Here is a 21018-nt window from a genome sequence, read left to right as displayed (position 1 = left end):
AGACGGGGCGGAAGAGAGAAACGATTATGGGTTGGCGATCGCTATCCAGCGGGCGATCGCGCCATTGGGATAGAGGAAGCTGCGGCTGTAGTTGTCCACTTGGGCGGCGAGTGATCGCCCGCTATCTTCATCACCCGGAATGATTAGCAAGCGAGCCAGGAAAACCGATGTGGTGTCTTGGCCAGTGGCATGTTCGGCTCGGGGCTCGGGGCGATTTTGTTCATCCCAATCGGCGGTGGTTTCTTCCCAGCTCTCAAATAAAGCGGTTTGCAGTTCGCTGAGTGAAGTTGCCGTCTGCCAAGGACTGAGTGGTAGCTCCGTGGGCAGATCATTCGTGGCTTCGGGGCGCAGAATGAGATTGATTTCGTAGCTGTCTCGCAGACGGGCGGGGACGTTGGCGTTGGTGGCGTCGAAAGCGCCTGCGGCAAAGGCAGGGGTGCGTCCGCCCGCTTCGCAAACTTGGAAGCGGATGAACACATCGGCGACAATGCCGCGATTGGCAGCGCTGACGGTGATGCCATTGGGCGAGCCAGTACGGCTGATGAGCGTGTCGGCGGCGGCTCCTTGAGGGTGAGTGGCTTGCTCCTTCTGGGCGGTGGGCTGTTCGTCTAGCCAGGGCTGTAGGCGCAGGCAAGACGCCCCCGGTACTTCAATGAGGCGGCCTAGACGGTCGATGGCTAGTCCGGGCTGAACCAAAATTCGGGCCTCGCGACCATCGGGATAGAGGCGGCCAGAGTTTGTATCTTCGGGGTCTATAAGATCGTTTGGATCGCGATCGCCCGGTGCTAACGCCGATTGGAACAGGACGCGGAGGCCCGAGACGGTGCCGGAACCTTGGAGGTAGGCGAGCGATCGCGCCAACCGCCCCCGATGATACAGCTGCTCAGCCGCCAGATCGGGCGCATCGAGCAACACCCCAGCCGCGTAAAACAACCGATCGGGTAAGGCCCGATCAGCTGAGCCGGGGCCAGCCGCCAGTGGATCAAAGGTTGTAGACATAAGCCTCTCCATGCCAAACGTTACGAATTCAACAAATCATGCGGTCCTCGGATACCTCGACCTTCAGGCATTCGGTCCTCGATTCGGTCCTCGATTCGGCCCTCGACTCGGCCTTCGAATATCTGGCCTATCGAGATTCGGCCCTCGAATATCTGGCCTATCGAGATTTGGCCTATCGAGATTTGGCCCTCTTCCCCGCTCTGGGCGAATTTGAATCGTCAACACATCTGGGCGACTCTCGTTGCCATCTTCATCAATGACCACCAGAGAAAACCGATAGACACCTGGTAAAAGATCAGGGTCTACTTCAATCTTGGGTGCTCTCGTTTCAATAGGTTTGCGTAGTTCAAATTTGACCATCGTGAAAACCTAAGTAAGGACTTAGCCGTTGTCGATCGGGTTAATGGGCGTAATGGGCGGAATGGGTCTGACAATGACGGGGCCATCAAAAACGGGGCCATTGGGCCGCTCAGGAGCCTCGATTAGCTCCCAGCGGTAGGTGACAATGCGCCCGCCCACATCGCTTGAGCGATCGCCTGCCAGGGCAAAACTCTCGCGAAAGTTCACAGCTCTAGGCGCGTCGAGCACAGCGGTAGGCCGCTCACTATCTCGAATAATCACATCGACTTCATCGGGCGCAGATTCATTGCCCGCATCGTCGGTGACCACCAAGCGAAAGCGCAGCCGACCAACCGGAAAAGGATTATTCGGATCGATGGTCACTTCTACCTTAGGCTCGGTAGTTTCGACGGGTTTGTTGGGACTAAATTCAGCCATGGTGTTCTCCTTGGGTTATGCGATCAGTTTGTTCATATAAGTGTTTTAGACGTTCTCGGACGCCCCCCGACACCCAAACTTGGGGGCGCTGAGCCCGGTTCCCCCCAAACTTGGGGGCTAAGGGGGCACGGCAATCATATTTATCCATCCGGTACCTCCCCCTCTCTCAACGTCCAGCGATAGCGGCTAATACTCCGTCCCCCAGAAGCTTCGGAGTTACTGCCATCGAGGAAAAAAGATTCTCCGACTTGGGGCGATCGCTCCACCGCTGCCCGCGCCAACGGATAGTTCAAGTCGGCATTAAGGTTGCCAGTCAGTCGAGGATCTAGGCTCGCAGGCTGTTGCAAAATGTCGTAAACCCCAATCTGTGAGCGATCTAGCGTCACCGTTGGGCGGGGCTGTTCGGGTCGGAGGTAAGTGTCTCGGCCTACCAGTGCAGAGAGGGTGACTAAAAAAGGGCGGGTGGTGGTGACGACGCGTGTGAGCACATGGGCCGGTGATTCTAGCTCGGCGATGCGGCGAATGAGGCCCAGATCTTGCGGGGTGACATCGTTGTGGACATACACGGTGACACGGTAGGCGAGTCGGTCGAAGAAGGCGGCGATGGCAGCGCGATCGCTCGCATTCTCCAAAGGCAAATCCGCCTGAAACAGCGCCAAAAACTCTCGCTGGGTTTCATCGCCGAGCACCAGGGTATCTCCCACAAAGGAATTGCCACTGACCGACAGCCCCGCTGTTAGCGGATTGAGCGTATCGGCTAAATTTGCCCCGAGGATGGTGGCAAAGGTGCGCCGCAGCCGAAAATCTTCTAAGACAATTATTTCGCCGCCTTGTACAGCGCCATCGGTGCCAATATCCAAGGCATGTTTGAGACCATTGAGCGTGCCGCGCTGCCGGTGCAACTGGGGAGAAGCTTGCAGTAAGCGGCGACGGCGCGCGGCGGGGTAGCCAGGGTCAAAGGCAATGCCGACCCAGCTGCCGAGCCAGTCTAGCGACTCTGCGGGGACTGTCCGAGCATCGGTGAGTAAGTCGGCTTGGGCAATGCGGTCTTCTAGGGGGGTGAGAATGCCTTCAAAGTTGTCGAGAAAGCGCTCTAAAAAGTCGGCGGGGCTACTGATGCCGGGTGCATCGGCATCGGGGCCAAAGAGCGATTCGCGGTAAAGCGCGGGCAGATATTGGTTGAGGTAGGAGAAGCGGGAGGCGTAGGCCCGCAGGGCGGCGATTTCGGGCGTGTTGTGGCCGTCGCCTTTGAGTTCTAGGCGCACCCAAAGATAGCGACCTTGGAGCGATCGCACCTTCCGCCCCACCCGTTGAATCAGCGCCGTAAACAGCCCCTGCTGATTGCGCTGGATCGGACAGCCCAACAGCCCACTGTGATAGGGCACTTCTGAAGCTTGAGATACCCAAGCGCCCAAAGGAATCTGTCGGTCAAAGGGCGGATCGCCAGGGGTAAGCTGGCCGGGGGCAAACCGTTGGCCAAAGCGATGCTCGAACCAGTCAGCCGCATCTTCAGCTGGTGCGATGGGCTCGTCAGTCGCCGCCAAGAAGACGCGGATGCCCGTTTTGGGCGGTATCACCGCTTCTAGGTACAGCCGGTGCCAGACGGTTTGGACATTGTGGCTGTCTAAAAACTGGGGTGCGGTCGTACCGCTGGGGGCGAAGGCGCGGGTGGAGAGCGGGTAAAGGGGTTTAGGACCACTGGCGGTGGGATAGCTGGGCGGCTGGGTAACACCGTTGAAGAAAGGGCCGCTGCTGTATTGCCGGAGGGGATAGAAGCCGCCGCCAGGACGCAGGGAAATTGTGGCAGCAGGACTTTCTGGCGGTGTGGGACTTAAGGCGATTTCAGGCAGCTGATAAACCACCGATTCGCTCGTCAGCCCCGGCAGCAGCAGGGCAATTTGACGGGGGGCAAGCCATTTAAAGCTAAAGGGATGTTGGCTGCCTTCTAAGGTGATTGGCGGTTGCCAGTTCTCGCCTTGCCACAGCCGCAGTTGGGCCGACTCGCCACTCACCCAGCTGAGCAAGGCCAGTTCTCCTTGGGGGCTGGTGGCGATCGCAACCCCCAGTTCTCCAGGATTGAGATTGCCAGACCATAGCAGGTGCGATAGCGGCGGATTTGGATTCTCCTCACAGGGGCGAAAGGTGTCGGCGGTATAGGTCTGCTGCGCCTGACGCGGCAGCGGTTCGCCCTGGATGCGCACGAGCTGACGAGTGGGTTGATCGCGTCGGTTTAGGGCCCAGACGCCGCCGGCGGGATGGGCGGCTAAGCGCCAGGGGACAAAGCCTGTGGGTAAGGGTACCGAGAAGGGGTGCCAGCGATCGCGCCGATCCACCATCACCACCTGAGCGGTGTTCTCGCCCGGATTGTGCAGCACCCCATACAAAATGCCGTCGTAGCCCATGGTCAAGTCCGTAGGCCGATGCGCAGGCGGCGGCAGGTAAATGCCCACCTCGCTGCTGTCGGCGGGCAATGCACCACTCGCCACCACTCGGTTACTCGTCGCATCCCAGCGAGCTGTGGTGCCAAAGGCATCTTGTGCTTGGGGCACCGCATCCAGCAGACGCAAGGCGGCTTCAGTGGCTGTCGTTTGCAAGTTAATAAACAGCTCAAAGCGATTGTCACTCACCGATTGAATCTCACCCGAGCTAATGTCCAGGCTGTCACCAGGCAGGGTGAGACGGCCTCTCATACCGGGCTGGAATCCTCGCCCGGTAAAGACAAGGCGCTGAAAGGCGGGCGTATCAGGCGCGGTGAGGCTTTCTAAGCCCGAAATTTCTACAGGCATTTCTGCAGGAGCGGCAAGTTCGCGCAGCACCGTGAAGTGATAGGGCGCACTCTGGCGACCGTCGGGCAGCGTCAGCCGCAGTGACCAAGCCCCTGGCTGATTGGGAATGAGTGGCAAAGTTAGGATCTGGTCTGTACCAGCGGACTCTGCGCTACCAGCGGTCTCTGCGCTCAGCACGGCGCTGCGCGTGGTGTAACGCCCGTCTGGAAATCCCAGCGTCACGGTGGCTCGGGTTTGGCTGCCCAGATTGACTACCCGCAGCTGTAAATCAGTCGAGGTATCGCTGACGCGCAAGCTGGTGGGCAAAACGCCAATCATGATCAGATCGTCCCCCACGGGCGGCTGGGCAGTAAAGGTGAAGGGTTCACTGGTCGTCGGTGCCGCCTCTCCAACCGCTGGCAAAATCAGCTGTAGGCTCCAGCGGTTGGGCCAGAGGGGTAATAGGCGCTGGCTGGCTAGGCGCAAACGGCGGCGATCGCCATCGTAGGCCACCCCCGGCACATCGCCCGTGCCCTGAAGCGGCCAATCTTCGGCTTCAGAGAGCATCCAGAACTTTTGGCCATTAGCATCTGCCATCAGCACACCTCCACGACCACGGGGACGCCCACGCCCAAATCATCGCCTATCGCTGGCGGCAGGCTGGCGAGGGTGGTTGGGGTAGCCCCTTCGGCAACGATGACAGCCAGTAGCTCGGGCAGCTCCCAGGTGGCTAAGCGAATCTCCACTTGGCTGGGTTGGACTGGATTTTCTACTCGACGCCAGCTGCCGTCGGGCTGCTGGCTAAACAGATTCACCCGATCCACGCTGCGCACACCTTCTACGCGAGCTACGAGGGTTTCTAGGTCGCGATCGCGCACCGTCTGCCCCAACCGCCAACCCTGACCCGACAGATCGCCCGGAATCAAGGGCCACAGAAACTCAAACAGCGCCGTACGAATGCTGAGCAGCACACTGTCGCGGTTAAATCCATCCCGCAATTCCACCCCCACGCTCAAGCCCAAGGGCCGGTACTGGCAGCCAATCACATACAGCTCCGTGCCCAGCGGCCTACGACTGTCGAGATAGGCGTGAACGGCTTCTAAAAAGGGGCGATCGGGGCGGGGATTGGGGGGGGTGGCGCTCCCTTTGAAGGGCAAGACCATGACTGAGACGACACCGGGGATTTCATCGGCGCTGAGGCCGCCAGCTTGCGGCACCCGGTGGGGATGGAAGCGGGGCAAAATTTCGACCCGGCCAACTCGGACGCCGGGGGTGTCGGCGGCGAGTTGGCGATAGTCGCTGCTGGTGACGGCGCGATCGCGATGTCGCAAAAAAGCCGGAATGCGCTGCTCAGCCGTCGCTAAATCTTCCGCATCTTCGCCGCCTTGGGTGGGTAAAGGCTGCTGCACCTTAAGCTTGCTCACCGGATTGCCGCGCAGATCTTGCGCCGAAATTTCACTCAGGCTGCCCACGGGCAAATTGCCAGCCCGACCGCCCCCTGAACGCATTCGGGCGACACGAACCCGTTGCCCCACCGGCGGCAGCTGACCGCGCAGCCCATCGCCAAAGCGCACGGTACCGGCTTCCGCATCGAGCTGATATACCTTGTCATCGCGGTCCGCCAGCGACAGATCCTCAATGGCGCGCCAGGGTCGATAGCCTTGGTTCGGTTCGTCAATTTCAATCAGCAGACTCTGCGGATCGACAGACAGACTCGGTAGGGCGAATTCTGGGTTGGCGCTGCCGTTGCTGACCCCGATGATGCGATCGCGCAACGTCTGCCGCTGATCAATCTCAACCGCGTTAATCCCCACCCAGCTCAGCTCGAAATTACTCATCATGGCTGTGGGCCGCAGGCGAATCCAGGTGACTAAGCGAGCGGCGGTTTCGGGGTCGTCTAATCGCGGGGGGCGATCGCCCGTGCCCGCCTGCGGATCGGCCTGCACATCGTTACTGAGCGCCCCGATAAAATCAGGTGCAGGCAGGGCGAGGCGGAAAATCCCTGGACGAATGAGGCCGCCGGTGGAGTCGGCCACCTCCCGCAAGGGCAAGTACTCAGGGCGATCATTCACCTCACGGCCCGTACTGATTTCCCAAGTAAAGGGTAGGCGAGCACGCGGCCCAATTTCGAGTGCGTCTTCGCCAAAGAAGCGATCGGGCACTTCTATCAGCGGCACCGCCCCCACATTGAGCAAGGGCGACTGTCCGTTTTCATCCGTACGGCCCAAGGCCTCTCGTACCTGTGCCACTCGCTCAGGCTGAGGGGCTAGCAGCGCCAGCCACAGGCACTGGTCAATCGCCGCCGTGGCTAGGTTAAAATTTTCTGTCCCGTTCGCAAAGACGGGCGTGGTCACATAGGGCGTCGCCGCTGTTGCCGCCACCCCATAAATTTGGCTCAGCGCCGCCTGCAAATCGCTCGAAAAAGCCGCTGCTTCCGTGCTGCTGAGCGCACGCTTGTAAAAAGCCGCCGCCGTCACCGGTAAAACGGTGATTTCGCTTTGGGTTTCAAAGGGCACCGGGCCTTTGATCGTGGCGTAGGGCTGTAGCGACACGACGCCAATGGTTTCATCTTCGCGGCTAAGGCTGACCAGGCCCCGCGCCGGAATGGCAGGCCTGAGGCCCAAGCCCAACAGTCGCAAAAAGGCCAGCCGCTGACGTTCCGGAATCAGGTTAGCTCGATACAGTATGGTGTCGGTCAACCAGGCAAACAGCTCAATCATCGTCCGGCCCGGATCACCGAGTCGGGGTGACCACTCAGGGGTATGGGCGCTGACGCGATCCAGCAGTTCCTCCACTAGGTCAGTAAAATCGCGATCATCTAAAGCAGGCGGGCGAATCGGCATGGTTTATCCCTCCAACTCCATGGTCATCCCTAGCTGCTGGGCAAGGCCGCTGCGCTTGATTTGATAGACCAGTTCGATCCGAATGTGGGTCGGCTGCTCAGGCACTTCATCGACGGTGATGCGATGCAACAAAATTCTGTTCTCCCACAGCTGCAAGGCGTCGGCGATCGCCGATTGAATCCGGCGGCGAGTGACTAACGTGTTGGACTGTTGCAAAAAGTTCTCTAAGCCGCCGCCAAAGTCTGGCCGCATTAGCTGTTCACCAGGGCGCGTGCGCAAAATAATTTCAATCAACTGGCGAATGCTCTCGGCCAAGTTGGGGTAATGCAGCTGCCCTTGGTCGTCGGGGACGCTCAGCAGCGGCCAGCCGGTAGGAATGAGGCTGGGATTGGACGCTGTGGCGTTGGTTGAGCTGTTAAGAATACGAGCAGTCATGGCGCATTTCCTCCCGAGGACGACCGTGGAATGGGGACGCAAATTTTAATAAAGGGCAGCCAAAAGAAGATGAAATTGAGCAGCTGAAGAAAAATATTCAGCACGATAAAGGCGCAGATGGTGATGATGGGAATGTTGAATCCACAAATCCAGTCGAGGGCAGGGCCGCCACCGCTTGGCTTTTTGCCGTTCAACAAGTCATCCAGGGTCATGCCGTCAATCGCGTTGAACAATCCGGCGGGGACGGCAAAGGTGACATTGGGTGTGAGCTTGCTGAGATCGGTGCCAATCAGATCGGGCAGGGCAATTTGCACGGGCGCAACCGGGGTGTTTTCATACCAGCGGCGAATGGTGAAGGGATTGCTGGCTGGACTCCACCAAAGTTTGGGCGGACAGCCATCGTCAGATTTCACCCGGATAAAGGCCCGCACAGAATAGTCGCGATCGAGTTCGTCAAAGCGATTGAGCTGCGGAATTGCCAGGGTAATTCGCCGATCGAGTATGGCTTTGACCTGTTGGGCGATCGCCTCACCTGTAGCCCTATCAATCACGCCCCAGGCGGCGGGCAGGGTGGGAGAGGTTCCTTCGCTCAGCTGTTGAGCGGCTCGTTTAAGTTCGTTCCCGGCCAGCCGTTGATCGCTGCCAACAAACAAACTAAATCGATTGAGACTGTTGACAAGGTTTCGGCTTGTGGAGAGATTTTTGAGCAGTTCAAATTCTTCGCTGAGCTGCCGCAGGATCTCTTCGTAGGTGTCTTGATTGGGTCTTTGGCGGCGCCGATCGCGCCGATCAGTGTCAATATCTGCCGGCAAAGTCGCGGTCAAAAATTCCGACAAGTGACTTTTCACAAAGTCTAGGCCAAAGGCCGAAGTCACATTTTCAGCGGCGCTCAATTCTTGACTGGTGAGCGGAATCAGGGCGTAAAGAACTGTTTTTCCTATCGCCTCACAAACCTCTGGCGGGGCCACGAAGAGAGGATGAACCTGCTCGGAATAAGCGGCCTCTACCGCCTGCAATACCGAGAGCTGACGGTCGAGTTCGAGCCGTCCGGTTTTGATTTCTGGCGGGTTGGCGGAGCGTCCTGTGATCGCAAACTGTCTCGTCACCGATCGCTGAGGCTGCGGATCTTGCGTTAATGCACTATCGGGCAAAGGAATCCAGCCACGCAGTTTGACGGTGTTGTTGTTGGCGGGGTTTTCTAGCGATCGCCACCCTTCCTGCTGCTGAAGTCTATTCCCTTGGCTGTCCTCCGTATAGCGCCGCAGCACAAGTCCCGCACTATCAATTTTCAGTGGATCGAGTCGGGGCTGAAATGCATCTACATCGGCTCCAAACGGATCACACACCGCTTCGAGCAAGGCCACATGGAACACCCGATGGACGGGTTGGTAAAAGCGCCAAGGATCCGTAAATTGGGTGACGAGACTGTTGGCGATCGCCTGCAATCCCGGCTTAGCCAAATCCGCCAACACCCCGGCAATCGGATTCTCATCCAACCGCCGCAAAATTGTGGGCGCATCTCCGCTTAAGCCCGCAATGGGACTGTTCTGTGGCCCGCGCAGACCGCGCAATTTAACCCCATGATTCACCATACGTTTCCAGCTCCCGGCGTGTAGGTAGACGAAATCACTGTGGTCGCTTGCAACACATCGCACTTGACAATGCCAGAGAAATTCGACAGCGCCGCATTGACCGTGACCTGACCGGCAGTGACCTCCACTTGACTAGCACTCACCGAAACCTTACTGGGCGTCTGCACCGAAACGCCTTGGCTATCGACGGTAATGGTCGTCCCCGCCGCCATAAATTCAATCGTACCGCCGCCGGTATCTCTCAGTTCACCGCTCACCCCACCCGGCGTAGTGAAAGAAATTGTCGGCTCACTGGCTTCAACAATGGCAATGCGTGTACCGGCCTCGCCCACAATGCTCCAGCGATCAATGCGACCACTCACGGTTTCAGGTGGTGTTGCTGAACCATGCCATAGGCCGCCCACCACAATGGGAAAGCGAGGGTCACCTTGGAGAAAGTTAATCAGCACTTCATCGCCTACGGTGGGCAGAAAAAACGCCCCTCGGTTGTTTCCCGCAAAGGGCACCGCCACCCGTGCCCAAATCGGCCCGTCTTGATCCATCACGCCATCGGCATGGAGAGAAATCACCTGGACTCTCGCGAGGTTTTCGGGGTCGCTGACTGAAACCACCTCGGCCAAGTAACAGCCCTCAGTCCGACCCGGCGTAGATACTTCATATAGACCCTGGTCATAGAGATTGTTGGACAGCATTTACCGGTCCCCCCAATAAGCGCATTCAGCTTCAAAGTCAGTCTCGTAGCCTCGGGTCACATCAAAGCGGTGGCAGGTTTGCACCACGTAGTAGGTATTGTCGAAGCGATTGCCTAACCCCGTCAGCTTGGTATAAGTCCCCACGCGAATGGCCGGATTGCCCTCTGCCGTCGCGCACACCGTCACAAACCGACGGGCGCGATCATCAAAAGCCGCCGCTGCGAGTGCTGCCGCTTCAGCATCCGTCGGCGCTACCAAATGGCTGATGTGGTGGTGCCGCTCGCCAAGGGTGCGCCGCAACACTTCCGCGCCCGTTTGGCCCCGGCCGGGGCCTAAGGCATCACCTCGGCTGCTGCCAGACGTTCGCTGTCCCTGAAGCGGATTCCAGCCCGTTAGGGTGACTTCATTCACCTGATGGGCCAAATCAGCCAGCAGGCGAGCCTTTCTCAGCTGAGAGTGCAGGGCCAGTTCCACTTCTCCTCTGCGCACATCGTCTCTAGGCGACACATGCAGTTCTGTGCCGACGACTTGCACATCGGCGTCATAGCGGGCCAACAGCCGTCGCAAAAAACAGAGGTCACTTTCGTTCATTTGCACCCAGGTATCGGTGGTTTGGGTGAGTCCGGTAATCACGGGAGTCAGACTCAGCCGTTGAGCGATTTGGGTGGCAATGTCGGCCAGGGAGCTTTCGCTGTAAACCTGAGTGCGGCGAGCCATCCGGGCCTGCTGAGCCATGTCTTCGGCAAGCACGACTAGCTCGGGAGGTGATTCTTCACCAAAGTCGGCTTCTAGGCCCGTGATGTGACCGCGAAAAATCTCTTGAGGTCGCGTTTTAGTACCACTATATACCGTAATAGCGGAGCCTAATTTGAGGATTCGATCATCTTCAAAGGCAAAGTCGACCAGGCCCCCAAATTCGCTGGCAATGTTGCTAAAGCGCAGTTCTAGGCAAGAAAGTCCGCCGACTTGCTCGGTCATTTCCATGGCGAGCAGCAGCTCATTGATCTTGGCAAAAGATTGTTCGTCGATTTGCACCGTGGGTGTGGCGGTGTAGACGGCGTTGACAGTGGTAGGGGCTTCGGGCATAGAAGGTGCCAGGGAAAAGGTTAAAAAAATTAATCAGCGCGGAGGCGGGCAGTTCTTTTTGCGCGATCGCGCAACATCTGCGCAAACATCTGCTTAATCTCTGCCGGCGGCGGCGCAGGTGTTGCCGCCTCTGATGGCCCACCGGCTGAAGGTGGCGGCGCTACGGTGCCAACAACTTGGTCAAAGACAACGGGCATTTTGGTTTCCTCACTTGTTTTTCTGCAAACACTTCTTTTTCTCGAAGACTAGGTGCAATTAGCCAGAGCGGAATTGGAGGCGCGATCGCAAATCTGCATTCGCCCCCACATCCGCCTTAAAACTGCCAGCACCAGGACTGGTGCTTTGTCCGCCCACCTGAAAACTGGCCAAATCACCCGTGAGTCCAGCCGCTGGTGGCCCAATCAACCGCAGCGGATCGAGCTGAACAGAAGCGCCGCCAGTAGGGGTTTTCAGCTGACCAAACGCCCCTTCTCGAGCAGAGACACCGGCAGAAGACGCAAGGCCACCTAGGTTGAGAGAGAGGCCCAGTCCACTGCCGGATGATCTAGCAGATGAACCGCCAGATGAGCTGCCAGAGAAGCCGCCAGAGACACCAAGAGAGAGCCCATCCGAGATACCGGCTGAGAAGGCCACGGGTCCTCTGAGATCTATCCCTTCAGGCACCGTAATCGCCCCTGCAGGAAATCGCATACTCTCCAACCGGTTCAACGCGGCAAGTGCCCTGCCGGCTTGAGGATTACCGCTTTGGGTGGCTAGCTGAGTGACATCTTTTTGGGCATAGTTTGCCGGTTCAAATGGCGCGGGCACATCGACGCTGTCGGGTGTCAGACTGTTGTTTTGATCAAACTGGCTGTAATTGTTCGGCTCAAACACCGTGTCTTGTTGGGCCAGCGTCAAGTTAACGCTCGCTCGTAACGGAACACCCGTAGGAGCAAAAAAGTCGATGGTTTCTTTAAACGATTCCACCATGCCTCTAAAACTGTAGCTGCCCCATTCAAACTCCACCACAGGCGGCGCATTTTGGCTGTCGGGCTGCATAAATTGGGCAACTTTATCGGTGATGCGCCTAACATCACTGCCATCGTAGGTCGTATCAAATATTAAATCCATCGTCAGCTTGCCGCTGCTTTGAGTGACATGCTGTTTTCGCCTGTTGCCAGAGCCTTGTTCTTCTAAGGTGTTGCTGACGGTGTACTGCAAAGAAACCGGATTGAAATGAATCGGCACCTCTTGGTTTTGATTGCGCCCGCTGAGAACTTTAAAGAAGGCTTTTTGAAGTGCAGTCATTGTTTTTTGCCTCCACTAGAACTCGTGTTGACCAAGCTGAGGCCCTCGTGGGCCAAGTGCAATTCTTCAATCCCCACCTCTGAGCCTTTGGCATTGAGGTCAGCGGCCTTAAATTTAATCGGCAAAGCTTTATCCAGCTTCCAGGCCAATCGTTCTTCTCCTTGATTGTTGTACATGCGCACAATCGCGGCCAGGCGATAGGCATAGCCGTTGTCGCGCGTCACCAGCTCAAACCATTTCCACAAATCGCGAGTTGTGGTCATTCCCCGCTTCAAAATCACCGTCGAAAAGGTGACCGGCCCAGAGCGCTGCGCGTCCCCATAGTTCCGTCCGCCTTCTTTAATCACTTTGGGTTCCATGCTCGCTTCTAGCCCGGTGCATTCAGAAAAGGCTCCGCCACAGAGCGGCATGTTTTCACCGCCGCCCGTGGTTAGGCTATCGGTTTGAAATTCCACATGAAAGCGAAACACATGGAGCGGATAGAGCAGATTCTCTTTGACTTCATTCGGAATCATGCCACGGCCTCCAAAGATGTGATGCGGGATGTGATCAGCGCTGGCAGCAGCTGGCTTTGGGGGTTGTCGAAGAGGGTGAGGGTGACGGTGATGCGCTCTACGGGCAAGGCTGGGGCGAATTCAAGCCGGGCAATGACGCGGCCATTGTCGATATCGTTTTGGGTCATGGTGGTGCGATCGCACCTCACCGAAAAAGCCTCATTGGCCGAACGCCCCCGTAAGGCTCCGGCGTCAAACAAACTCTCCATTAAGCCGCGCAAACTCTCCGTTAATCGGCTCCACAGCAACGGCCCTGATGCCTCAAAAACCAAGGTTTCGCCCAGTCGCTGAGCCGCCCGCAAAATCACCCCGATCAGGCGATGAACGCTGGCAGGTCGCACCGGTTCACTAAGGCTCGTGGTGACATCGGAAAGCAGCTGCAACCCGCTGGGCGTAGGGCCAAAGAGAGATACCCGTTCAATCAGTGCTTTGTTGTTTTGAGGGCTGGGTTGGGATTGTTGCGATCGCGTCAAAGCGGGCACCAGTTCAACCACATCACTCAGGGGCAACGTCGCCGCGCTACGATAGGTTCCCTGCACCAGCGCGTTGCGAGCCAGCATCCCCAGCAAAGTGCCTTCCGGACTTTCGAGCTGTTCGGGCAAAGCGACGGCACCGAGCGATCGCATCCAGGGATACACCAGCTGCACCACCCGACTTACCAAACCGGCTGAGGATCGATCTTCCGGCAGGCGTGAAAGGGCGAACAGTGCCTCTGGCCCCTCTAAAAAGCGCAAAAGATTGTCGTTAGACAATGTTTCAATTTGCGGTAGGGGAACCGCGGCCACGAGCTGAATGGGTCGCAGTGAGAGCTGATGGCGCTGTTGTTCTAAAACATTCGCCACCAAATTGAGGGCTCTGGCCCAGGCTTGATAGCCCTCGACGCCACAGCGCGGCGCGGGTATGGCCCGGAGACTATGATCGGCGGGAGAGTCGGCTTGAGGAGCTGAGCAGGTAACAAAGCGTTCGGGCGCTTTGCGTACCGGGGGTTGGCTGCCGCTCAAGGGTATGGGATCGTTTGCGATCGCATCACACAAATCCGGCAGACACAAAAAAGAGACATCGGTGAGCCCAAACAGATGAGCGAGGCCGTGCCAGGAGGTGCGATCGCTCGGCTGCGCGGCAAAGCTGCCTGCTGCATCGGCAGAAAGGAGCGTGGAGACCAAGGGGAGGCGTTCGCTGCGCTCAGTGGCCATTGGCCAAGGATCGCCCATGCGCACCACATAGCAACGCCGACCGCCTTGCACAAAAAACGACCGCACCGCTGCGCCCAAATAAGTACTGCCCTTGCGAACAGACTGGGTTGAGACTAATCGATCATCCGGCGCAAACAGCTGATTAAACACGGCCCAGCTATCAATGGGAACGGGTACATCCAATAAAGAAAGATCCCCGTCACGAGCCCCTGAACGGGCATAGGGGCCACGCTGCCAGCCTTGATCTTGCAGCCATTGACGAATCGCTTCGGGGACAGGCGATCGCCGCCTACCAACAAAACCCACAAAGCAGGCCACATCCGATCGATTCGGATCGATCGTGACCCTCGGTGCTTGCGTGGTGAACCTTAGCCCTGTGGTCATGGCCTTAACCTAGCTTCTCAAATTCAATCGTTTCTGCCGAGAGGGTGAGTTCTTCTAGGGCCAAATCACCGCCCCCTTTAGCGGCAAAGGTCGGCGCGGTATATTTCATCGGCACAACTCCGCGCAACTTCCAGGCTTGAATGCTTTTTCCCGCCTCGTCGCGCAGGGTAATCACCACCTCTCGCTGAGCATCTGGCCCTTTGGTGCGCGTGTCCTGCACCCACGCCCACAAGTCGGCAGAATCGACCACCCCACGCTTAAGCGTGACATCGGAAGCTTTGAAAATCCCAGCCACCTTACGGGTGCGATTTTCTTTTTCATTGCCATTGCGATATTCCGCAATGGTCACTTCAGTGCCCAGCCCCGAGACGTCAGAAAAGCCGCCCAAGGGCTCCTCTGGCCCCACTGGGCCATTGAGATTAACCAAAAAATTAAACGCAGGATAGGGATGGGTGCGCGCCATAATTGTTTTCCTTTTCTAGGCAGTAAGAACAAGTTGTGAACAGAACGATTAGCGTCTCTTTAGTTGCTCGCATCGGAGGTCTTTTGGCCAATGCGGAAGATGACAAATTCGGCAGGTTTCACCGCAGCGACACCAATGAGACAAATTAAGCGCCCATTGTCGAGATCGTTTTGGGTCATGGTGGAGCGATCGCACCTCACAAAAAACGCCTCAGCCGGAGAATTACCCAACAGCGCCCCCGAAACCCACTCGTTGTACAAGAAAGAAGAAACCGTATCGCGCACATTCGTCCATAGCTGTGGCCCATTGGGTTCAAACACCGCCCACTGAGTACCGCGATCGATCGACTGCTCCAAATAATTGAAGTAGCGGCGAATATTCACATACTTCCACTCTGGATCAGAGCTGGTTGTCCGCGCTCCCCATACCCGATAGCCCCGGCCTGGGAAAAAGCGTAGGCAATTGACCCCAAAGGGATTAAGCGCCTCTTGCTCAGCAAAGTTCACCTCCCGTTCAAACCGAATCGCGCCCCGCACCACTTCGTTGGCCGGTGCCTTAAAGACTCCCCGCTCCACATCATTGCGAGCATAAATACCCGCAATAAATCCACTCGGCGGCAAATTAATTTCTGCCGGGATACCTGCATCCCCCGGCCTTGAAAGCGGATTGACAACGGTTACCCAAGGGTAGTATAGCGCCGCATATCTTGAATCGATTTGGCTTTTACTGGCCCTTGCTTCAGTGATAGAGAGTTCGGCAGCAGTATCTAATACCGCAATCCGATAGGCCCGCCGCCGCTCAGCATGCGCAATGAGCGCCCCCTGAATGCCCTGCGCTTGCGCAAAAGCCGAATAGCCCGGTGCCGCCACAATTGAAATATCTTCCACATTGGCTAGCTCCCTTAAGGCCGCTTCAAAGGCCGCTTGGGTAGGCTCTCGGCCATCGCTGCCACCGCTGAGAGCAACCGTCCGAACCCCGTCATTTAACAGCGCGGCATCGCCGAAAATGGCTGTGCGCAGGTCAAATCCTGAAACCGTTGCCCCCAATTCAATCGCATAGAGATTTTGCAGGAAGTCGCTGCGCTTCGCGGGGGCAGCACTCAACACTTTATTCACGGCAAGCGGATGCGCCGGACTAAAGCCGAGATTGTCATAGCTCAGCTCGTTGCCATCGGTGTCAGTGGTTAAAATGCTTAAGGTGACAAAATTGGCCGTGGTGCCAGCCGGTAACGGCAGGGTTAGAGTTGTATTACCACTATTACGCCAGCTGCCGTCAGCCGCTTTAATAAAGTAACTGTCCGCGCCAGCAGCAGTCGTTTTGAGCAGCGTTCCTGTTGGTGCACTATTCAGGGTAACTGCGCTCGCGGGCGCTTCAGATTCTCTAAAACTGACTTGACCGTCATAGGTACTCCCTGGAAAGCGAGCTTCAACACTAATGCTGCCATCCGCGTTGAGATCAAAGCTAGCTTGACCATCGCCAGCCGCAGGCGGAACATATACCCGCGAAACATAAAGCCGCGCGCCGCCTTCATTAAAAAAGGCACGCACCGCGTGAGCTAAATAATTGGGCAGCGAATTTCCGCCCAGGGTTAAATTATCGAGCCCACCATAGATGCGCTCAAAGTCACCAAAACTTGTGAGCAAATCGAGCGGATTGCCGCTGTCTGGATCGGCTACCGGGCCACGGCGAGTAAGCCCCACAAACCCAGCAGTACTGGTGCTAACGCCCTCAATTGAGCGGGCACGAAAACTGGTTTCTTCGACATAGACACCAGGTGCTAAATATTCAGGCATAGCAGTCTCTCCTTAGCAAATATGAGCAGAGTGGACAGTAGGTGAAAGGCCGTATCACGGAACAGCGCTTAGGGTTACAGCCAAGCGGTAGGGAAGATCCCGACCAGAAGCAAGGCGTAAAGAAACAGACCCCACTAATAGACCACTGCGCTGAGTATTGAGTCTGTCTGGATCAGGGCGAAAATTCGGATTGGGATCGATCAATTGAGAGAAATCAGCGGATTCAGAAATCGTGGTCAGTGCTGGATCAAAAACAACTTCTAATGTGGCATCTACTTCTGTTGCCGTTACCGGAGGTGGCCCTGGGCCTGCTCCTGCGCCAGTCGCCCAGGTGGTAATCGGAATACCAGGAACAGCAATCAGAGCTTCCCCTCGCCAATCGGCCTGGGTCAGCGTCGTGGTTTCAGTCGTCGTCGCCCTCACTACGGCCCACGGCAGTCGTTGATGGGTGATAGCGGTGACAACAGTGGCTCTTAAAACAGCCCAACCTGGATTAACACGGGCATTGGGAGAGGGGTAGAGCGCGACACGAACAGGTTGAAAAAGTGAGGTTGCAGCCGCGACACTGGCCGGATCAATCGCCGGATTGCGCGGCAGCGAAAGCGAGAATTGTCTAGGCAAATACTGGCCGCTAGGATCGCTCACCTCAAGGGTTAGCGTCTGCGTGGCAGGCGCCGCCGCTAACTCGTCTAAATCAAAGGTCTCGCTATAGTCTTCAAATCCGGCTGCCTCCATCAGCACGTAATGACCACTCAAGTTGCGGACAAATCGACTCAGCGGACGGCTATTGGGTGTTTGCAAAGGTGTTTGCAGCTGTAAGGGTTGTCGAACGCTGCCACCTGTGGTTGCATCGACAAATCGCAAGGCGACCACCATGCGGCGATCGCGCCATTCTCTCACCACCACCGTTGAGCTCATGGGGTCACCTCGGCTAAATCGCCCCACATCAACCTGCTTGCCACCACAGGGCGATCGCTACTAATCTGCTCCGATTCAATTCGCACCACCCGTGCTACATAGCCAAAACTCAGCCGATAAGGTGGTTTGATCGCATCCCAAATGCGCATCATATCTTCGTGGGTCAGTTCAGCCGGGATAATTTGCACCACCTCTTCTGAGTCCCAATTGGCCTGAGTGCTGAGATAAGAACTATCTAAAATGGGATGAGAATGCAGCTGACGCATAGCCCAAGCCAAAATCAGCTGCTCTGCCACCGCACTTTTTGACCATACCGTCATCAAATAGTGCAAATCCAGAGACAGCGGCACCTCCCTGTGAGGAAATTCGCTCCCCTGACGCAAATTTCGCAAATGTTCATTGATATTGACACGGTAGAGGCACAGAGAAAGCACATTGTTATCGGTATCGTCCTCCATTTCGTCAAGTGCAAGGCTGGAGAGCAGTCGAAAGCTACAGTCTGGGACAGGGTTGACCGCACCCGGAGCGCCAACACCTGGCTCATTCTGTTGAATGAAAGCATCATACATGTTCCTTAAATAGGTGACGAGCGAGTCTCCTACCGAGTGAATTGCCCAGACATTAGCCATGGCGGATACTGGTTAAGAAAAGGAACGAGCTACTTGGATAAAGGTTACCTCTTCATTAAATCGATAACGCCTCTCAATCCGCTAGTAACATGTTTGAGCTAAGCGCCCTGATTTCATCACCGGTGTAATCGCTCACTTGTAGCTCAGTGATTACACAGAAGTCTATCTGTATAAAATGTGCTCAACCCATACATAGGATTGGTAAACAATTCAAAACTTATTGGCTAAAGTCTTCAATATCTGCCAATATTGCAATATCAGGTCCCAGCCCAGAGAATACCTGCATTTGCCAAATTGAATCTACCTGAGGAATCCTGACAGGCAAGGGTCAAACTGTCTGCAGTTTTGTTTATTATTCCAATAATAAACTTCCCAACAACTAACACCTAAAGGATTTTTCAAGCGTATATTTTTTGTCCTTGCTGGAGCAGAGGATAAAAAATGCTCTGGACGTTTGAATGCCTGCTGAATAAAAAGCCTCCCTCAAAGGCTTAAATAAACTTAAGACAATTCTTGAAAGAGTTTTGGAAGGAGGTTGAAACGTGACTCAAAGTGTTCAGCTAACGAGCTCTTCTATTCCTAAGACATTCGATAGACAATCATCCATTAAAACCATAGCCGCTAAAACCATAGTCGCCAAACAAATCTCATCCTCAGAAATTGCCTATACCCCACTGAGAATTGTGACTCAGTTCAGTGCTAATAAAGGTCATTTTTATATCATTGCATTATCTTTTAAGGTCGTGGCTGATTTGAGTGACACTGAATATCAACAACAGCTGATCGAGATGATCAGTCGGCTTTTTTATCTAGAAAAACTAGAACAGGAGCAGATCAACAGCAAAGTTTCAGTCATCGATAGCTTTGAGTTAGCCTCCGAACGCTATTGTATTGTTCAAGTTATCTCCCAACCTGCTTCATCCTCCTGTGCTGTATCTGTAACGAACATGGCAGAACAGATCTTGTCCAGTACTGAGTACACTTGCGATCGCGAAACCCTTTCAGATCTCCTCACGCCCCGAGAGCAGGAAATTATTTGCCTCATTGCAGTAGGGCTTTCTAACAAACAAATTTCTAAATACCTAGATATCAGCATCTGGACAGTGTCTGCCCATTTGCGACGAATTTTTGCCAAACTCAAGGTAGATACCCGTGCTGCAGTTGTATACCAATGTTCGACGCTGATTCAAGATTGGCAGAAAAGGGTAACCCAAAGAAGCGTGGGACATGAAAAAGGGGTTCCGTTGCAAAAAATGCCATAGTCTCTGACTTGGCATACTGAGATGCCCTGCGCGCAACCTACCCCATGACCGCCTCAAAACCATTCAAATGGAGTCACTTCCAGTCAAATTTGAGCTTACTGGGGAGCGTAACCTATTGCCTCTAACCGACCCACTAGCCGTCGTCCGCTCCAGCGTATTATGGCGCTGTAACCTCCTATACACGTGATTCCCTTGGCTAAAACTTTATCTCAAGGCTCACCTGAACATACGCTTTTTGACAAAGAATCCGCTAAAACCAATACCAGTCAGCCACAGAAATCCTAAGATAAAAATTGTCGAGATTCCAAATCCTAAACTCCAGCCAAATTGAGTCGTGTAATCAATCACAAGAAATATGCTGAGGATGAATTCAGGTATCGCTGCCAGCAGAGCAGCCCTTCCCACTGATATCCTATGATTACGTGCAAATATACAAATCCCACAGGAGAGCACAGGGAGTATCCAAGCTAGACAAATAAAAGGAATAGTAAGCGTCCAACCAACTCCATTCCAGCCTGCAAATAAGGATTCTTGGAACGAACAGGGGTACTCTCTACCCTCGTCGATACTACAAGTCCCCTTATAGTTAGAAAAAGCCTCCCATAAATTTAAAGCCACAAAAATAATCGGGGGTATTATTGCCGTACCAATAACTTTTGCCCAGAATTTCATCGTTCTAACTCAAAATTCAAATATTTGTTTAACCCAATGCAACACCGTTCATAAATGTGACTTATTGCCCTCAGTACAGGACAAAAACTTGCAGAATAGGTAGAGAGGGGGTTTCATAGGTTAACCACAACTGCCGAACCCCCCATGTTTGAGCTTAATACCTTACGAGCTAGATTGCAGCCCCATCTTGGTTGGCATGGAGCAAGAACGCTGTTTGTCGCGGCTTTTATCATCGCGTTATTGCGTGCCAGAACGGTTAACCTGAGTGAGCTATCCACCGCCTGATACGTTAAATAACGCAGTGACGATGACACTTAACGCAATAAAGCCGACAAAAAATGGGGTGAATGACCAAGCGCTTGGTGGTGTTCCACTTAATGGGAATGCAGGCAGGTGCCAGAAGCCCCAGATCACGCTCAGAATCAATCCCGACCAGATGGGTGCAAACTTTCGTTGCAAGAGCGGCAGAGCCAACCCTCGCCAACCCAAATCCTCAATCGGGCCTTTGAGTGCAGTCAATCCGAATGCCATCATCAGCGACTGAACTGGTAACTACTCAGGCTTAAAAAATTAGAGAGTTTTCCCAGGTTACAGAGATTATCAGCTAGCGTAATCCAAATATAGGAATTGGTAACCTCCTTGAGCAAGCCCAAGGGTCGCATCAAACTCAGTGA

Annotated in this window: 20 protein-coding genes and 1 pseudogene; 3 read left to right on the top strand and 18 right to left on the bottom strand. The window is 55.3% G+C overall.

Annotated elements, in window-relative coordinates; all coding sequences use genetic code 11:
* Positions 1-24: 24 nt before the first annotated feature.
* Positions 25-999: a hypothetical protein gene (locus tag VB741_RS09340; protein WP_323364897.1), complete on the bottom strand. Its 975-nt coding sequence runs from the start codon at positions 997-999 to the stop codon at positions 25-27.
* Positions 1000-1037: 38 nt separating this feature from the next.
* On the opposite strand from VB741_RS09340, the gene VB741_RS09335 reads away from it, so the two are divergent.
* Positions 1038-1259, top strand: coding sequence for a hypothetical protein (locus tag VB741_RS09335; RefSeq protein ID WP_323364896.1), 222 nt, complete (start codon positions 1038-1040; stop codon positions 1257-1259).
* Positions 1260-1380: 121 nt separating this feature from the next.
* Here VB741_RS09335 and VB741_RS09330 read toward each other — a convergent pair whose 3' ends face one another.
* From VB741_RS09330 to VB741_RS09260, 15 genes are all read right to left on the bottom strand, one after another.
* Positions 1381-1776, bottom strand: a complete 396-nt coding sequence (locus tag VB741_RS09330) for a hypothetical protein (protein WP_323364895.1) — start codon at positions 1774-1776, stop codon at positions 1381-1383.
* A 140-nt stretch (positions 1777-1916) separates the two neighbouring features.
* The gene (locus tag VB741_RS09325) at positions 1917-5138 is read right to left on the bottom strand and encodes a phage tail protein (protein ID WP_323364894.1); all 3222 of its coding nucleotides are present in this window, start codon (positions 5136-5138) and stop codon (positions 1917-1919) included.
* Positions 5138-7384 (bottom strand): putative baseplate assembly protein, encoded by a 2247-nt coding sequence (locus VB741_RS09320; protein ID WP_323364893.1) that lies wholly within the window; start codon positions 7382-7384, stop codon positions 5138-5140. The genes VB741_RS09325 and VB741_RS09320 overlap by 1 nt, the downstream gene beginning before the upstream one ends.
* A 3-nt stretch (positions 7385-7387) precedes the next feature.
* The gene (locus VB741_RS09315) at positions 7388-7819 is read right to left on the bottom strand and encodes a GPW/gp25 family protein (RefSeq protein WP_323364892.1); all 432 of its coding nucleotides are present in this window, start codon (positions 7817-7819) and stop codon (positions 7388-7390) included.
* Positions 7816-9411: a hypothetical protein gene (locus tag VB741_RS09310; RefSeq protein ID WP_323364891.1), complete on the bottom strand. Its 1596-nt coding sequence runs from the start codon at positions 9409-9411 to the stop codon at positions 7816-7818. The genes VB741_RS09315 and VB741_RS09310 overlap by 4 nt, the downstream gene beginning before the upstream one ends.
* Positions 9405-10103, bottom strand: a complete 699-nt coding sequence (locus VB741_RS09305; protein ID WP_323364890.1) for a phage baseplate assembly protein V — start codon at positions 10101-10103, stop codon at positions 9405-9407. Before VB741_RS09305 ends, VB741_RS09310 begins: the two co-directional genes overlap by 7 nt.
* The gene (locus VB741_RS09300; protein ID WP_323364889.1) at positions 10104-11189 is read right to left on the bottom strand and encodes a phage late control D family protein; all 1086 of its coding nucleotides are present in this window, start codon (positions 11187-11189) and stop codon (positions 10104-10106) included. It abuts the gene before it with no gap.
* Positions 11190-11218: 29 nt separating this feature from the next.
* Complete coding sequence (locus VB741_RS09295; protein WP_323364888.1) at positions 11219-11386, bottom strand: hypothetical protein; 168 nt, start codon at positions 11384-11386, stop codon at positions 11219-11221.
* Positions 11387-11444: 58 nt separating this feature from the next.
* Positions 11445-12476: a CIS tube protein gene (locus VB741_RS09290; protein ID WP_323364887.1), complete on the bottom strand. Its 1032-nt coding sequence runs from the start codon at positions 12474-12476 to the stop codon at positions 11445-11447.
* Complete coding sequence (locus tag VB741_RS09285) at positions 12473-12991, bottom strand: phage tail protein (RefSeq protein ID WP_323364886.1); 519 nt, start codon at positions 12989-12991, stop codon at positions 12473-12475. The genes VB741_RS09290 and VB741_RS09285 overlap by 4 nt, the downstream gene beginning before the upstream one ends.
* Complete coding sequence (locus VB741_RS09280; protein ID WP_323364885.1) at positions 12988-14607, bottom strand: hypothetical protein; 1620 nt, start codon at positions 14605-14607, stop codon at positions 12988-12990. The genes VB741_RS09285 and VB741_RS09280 overlap by 4 nt, the downstream gene beginning before the upstream one ends.
* A gap of 4 nt (positions 14608-14611) precedes the next feature.
* Positions 14612-15070, bottom strand: coding sequence for a phage tail protein (locus tag VB741_RS09275; protein ID WP_323364884.1), 459 nt, complete (start codon positions 15068-15070; stop codon positions 14612-14614).
* 59 nt (positions 15071-15129) lie between these two features.
* Positions 15130-16863 (bottom strand): phage tail sheath subtilisin-like domain-containing protein, encoded by a 1734-nt coding sequence (locus VB741_RS09270; RefSeq protein ID WP_323364883.1) that lies wholly within the window; start codon positions 16861-16863, stop codon positions 15130-15132.
* A 54-nt stretch (positions 16864-16917) separates the two neighbouring features.
* Entirely contained in the window at positions 16918-17781 is an 864-nt protein-coding gene (locus VB741_RS09265; protein ID WP_323364882.1) for a hypothetical protein, read from the bottom strand.
* On the bottom strand, positions 17778-18410 hold the full coding sequence (locus VB741_RS09260) for a DUF4255 domain-containing protein (protein ID WP_323364881.1): 633 nt from the start codon (positions 18408-18410) through the stop codon (positions 17778-17780). The genes VB741_RS09265 and VB741_RS09260 overlap by 4 nt, the downstream gene beginning before the upstream one ends.
* Before the next feature lie 542 nt (positions 18411-18952).
* On the opposite strand from VB741_RS09260, the gene VB741_RS09255 reads away from it, so the two are divergent.
* Positions 18953-19672, top strand: a complete 720-nt coding sequence (locus tag VB741_RS09255; protein ID WP_323364880.1) for a response regulator transcription factor — start codon at positions 18953-18955, stop codon at positions 19670-19672.
* Positions 19673-19888: 216 nt separating this feature from the next.
* On the opposite strand, the gene VB741_RS09250 is transcribed toward VB741_RS09255, so the two are convergent.
* On the bottom strand, positions 19889-20344 hold the full coding sequence (locus tag VB741_RS09250; RefSeq protein WP_323364879.1) for a hypothetical protein: 456 nt from the start codon (positions 20342-20344) through the stop codon (positions 19889-19891).
* A gap of 144 nt (positions 20345-20488) precedes the next feature.
* Here VB741_RS09250 and VB741_RS26295 point away from each other — a divergent pair.
* Positions 20489-20623: pseudogene (locus tag VB741_RS26295) on the top strand (IS4 family transposase); the annotation flags it as partial.
* Here VB741_RS26295 and VB741_RS09245 read toward each other — a convergent pair.
* Positions 20615-20875 carry a CPBP family intramembrane glutamic endopeptidase gene (locus tag VB741_RS09245; protein WP_442786329.1) on the bottom strand — a complete coding sequence of 87 codons (261 nt, stop codon included), beginning with the start codon at positions 20873-20875 and terminating at the stop codon, positions 20615-20617. The pseudogene VB741_RS26295 and the gene VB741_RS09245 overlap by 9 nt on opposite strands.
* Between the last annotated feature and the right edge of the window lie 143 nt (positions 20876-21018).

This window comes from Leptothoe sp. PORK10 BA2 (assembly GCF_034932105.1).
Taxonomy (GTDB): Bacteria; Cyanobacteriota; Cyanobacteriia; order Phormidesmidales; family Phormidesmidaceae; genus Leptothoe.
The sequence above is the reverse complement of the archived record's forward strand: the minus strand, read 5'-3'. Positions and strand labels throughout refer to the sequence as shown.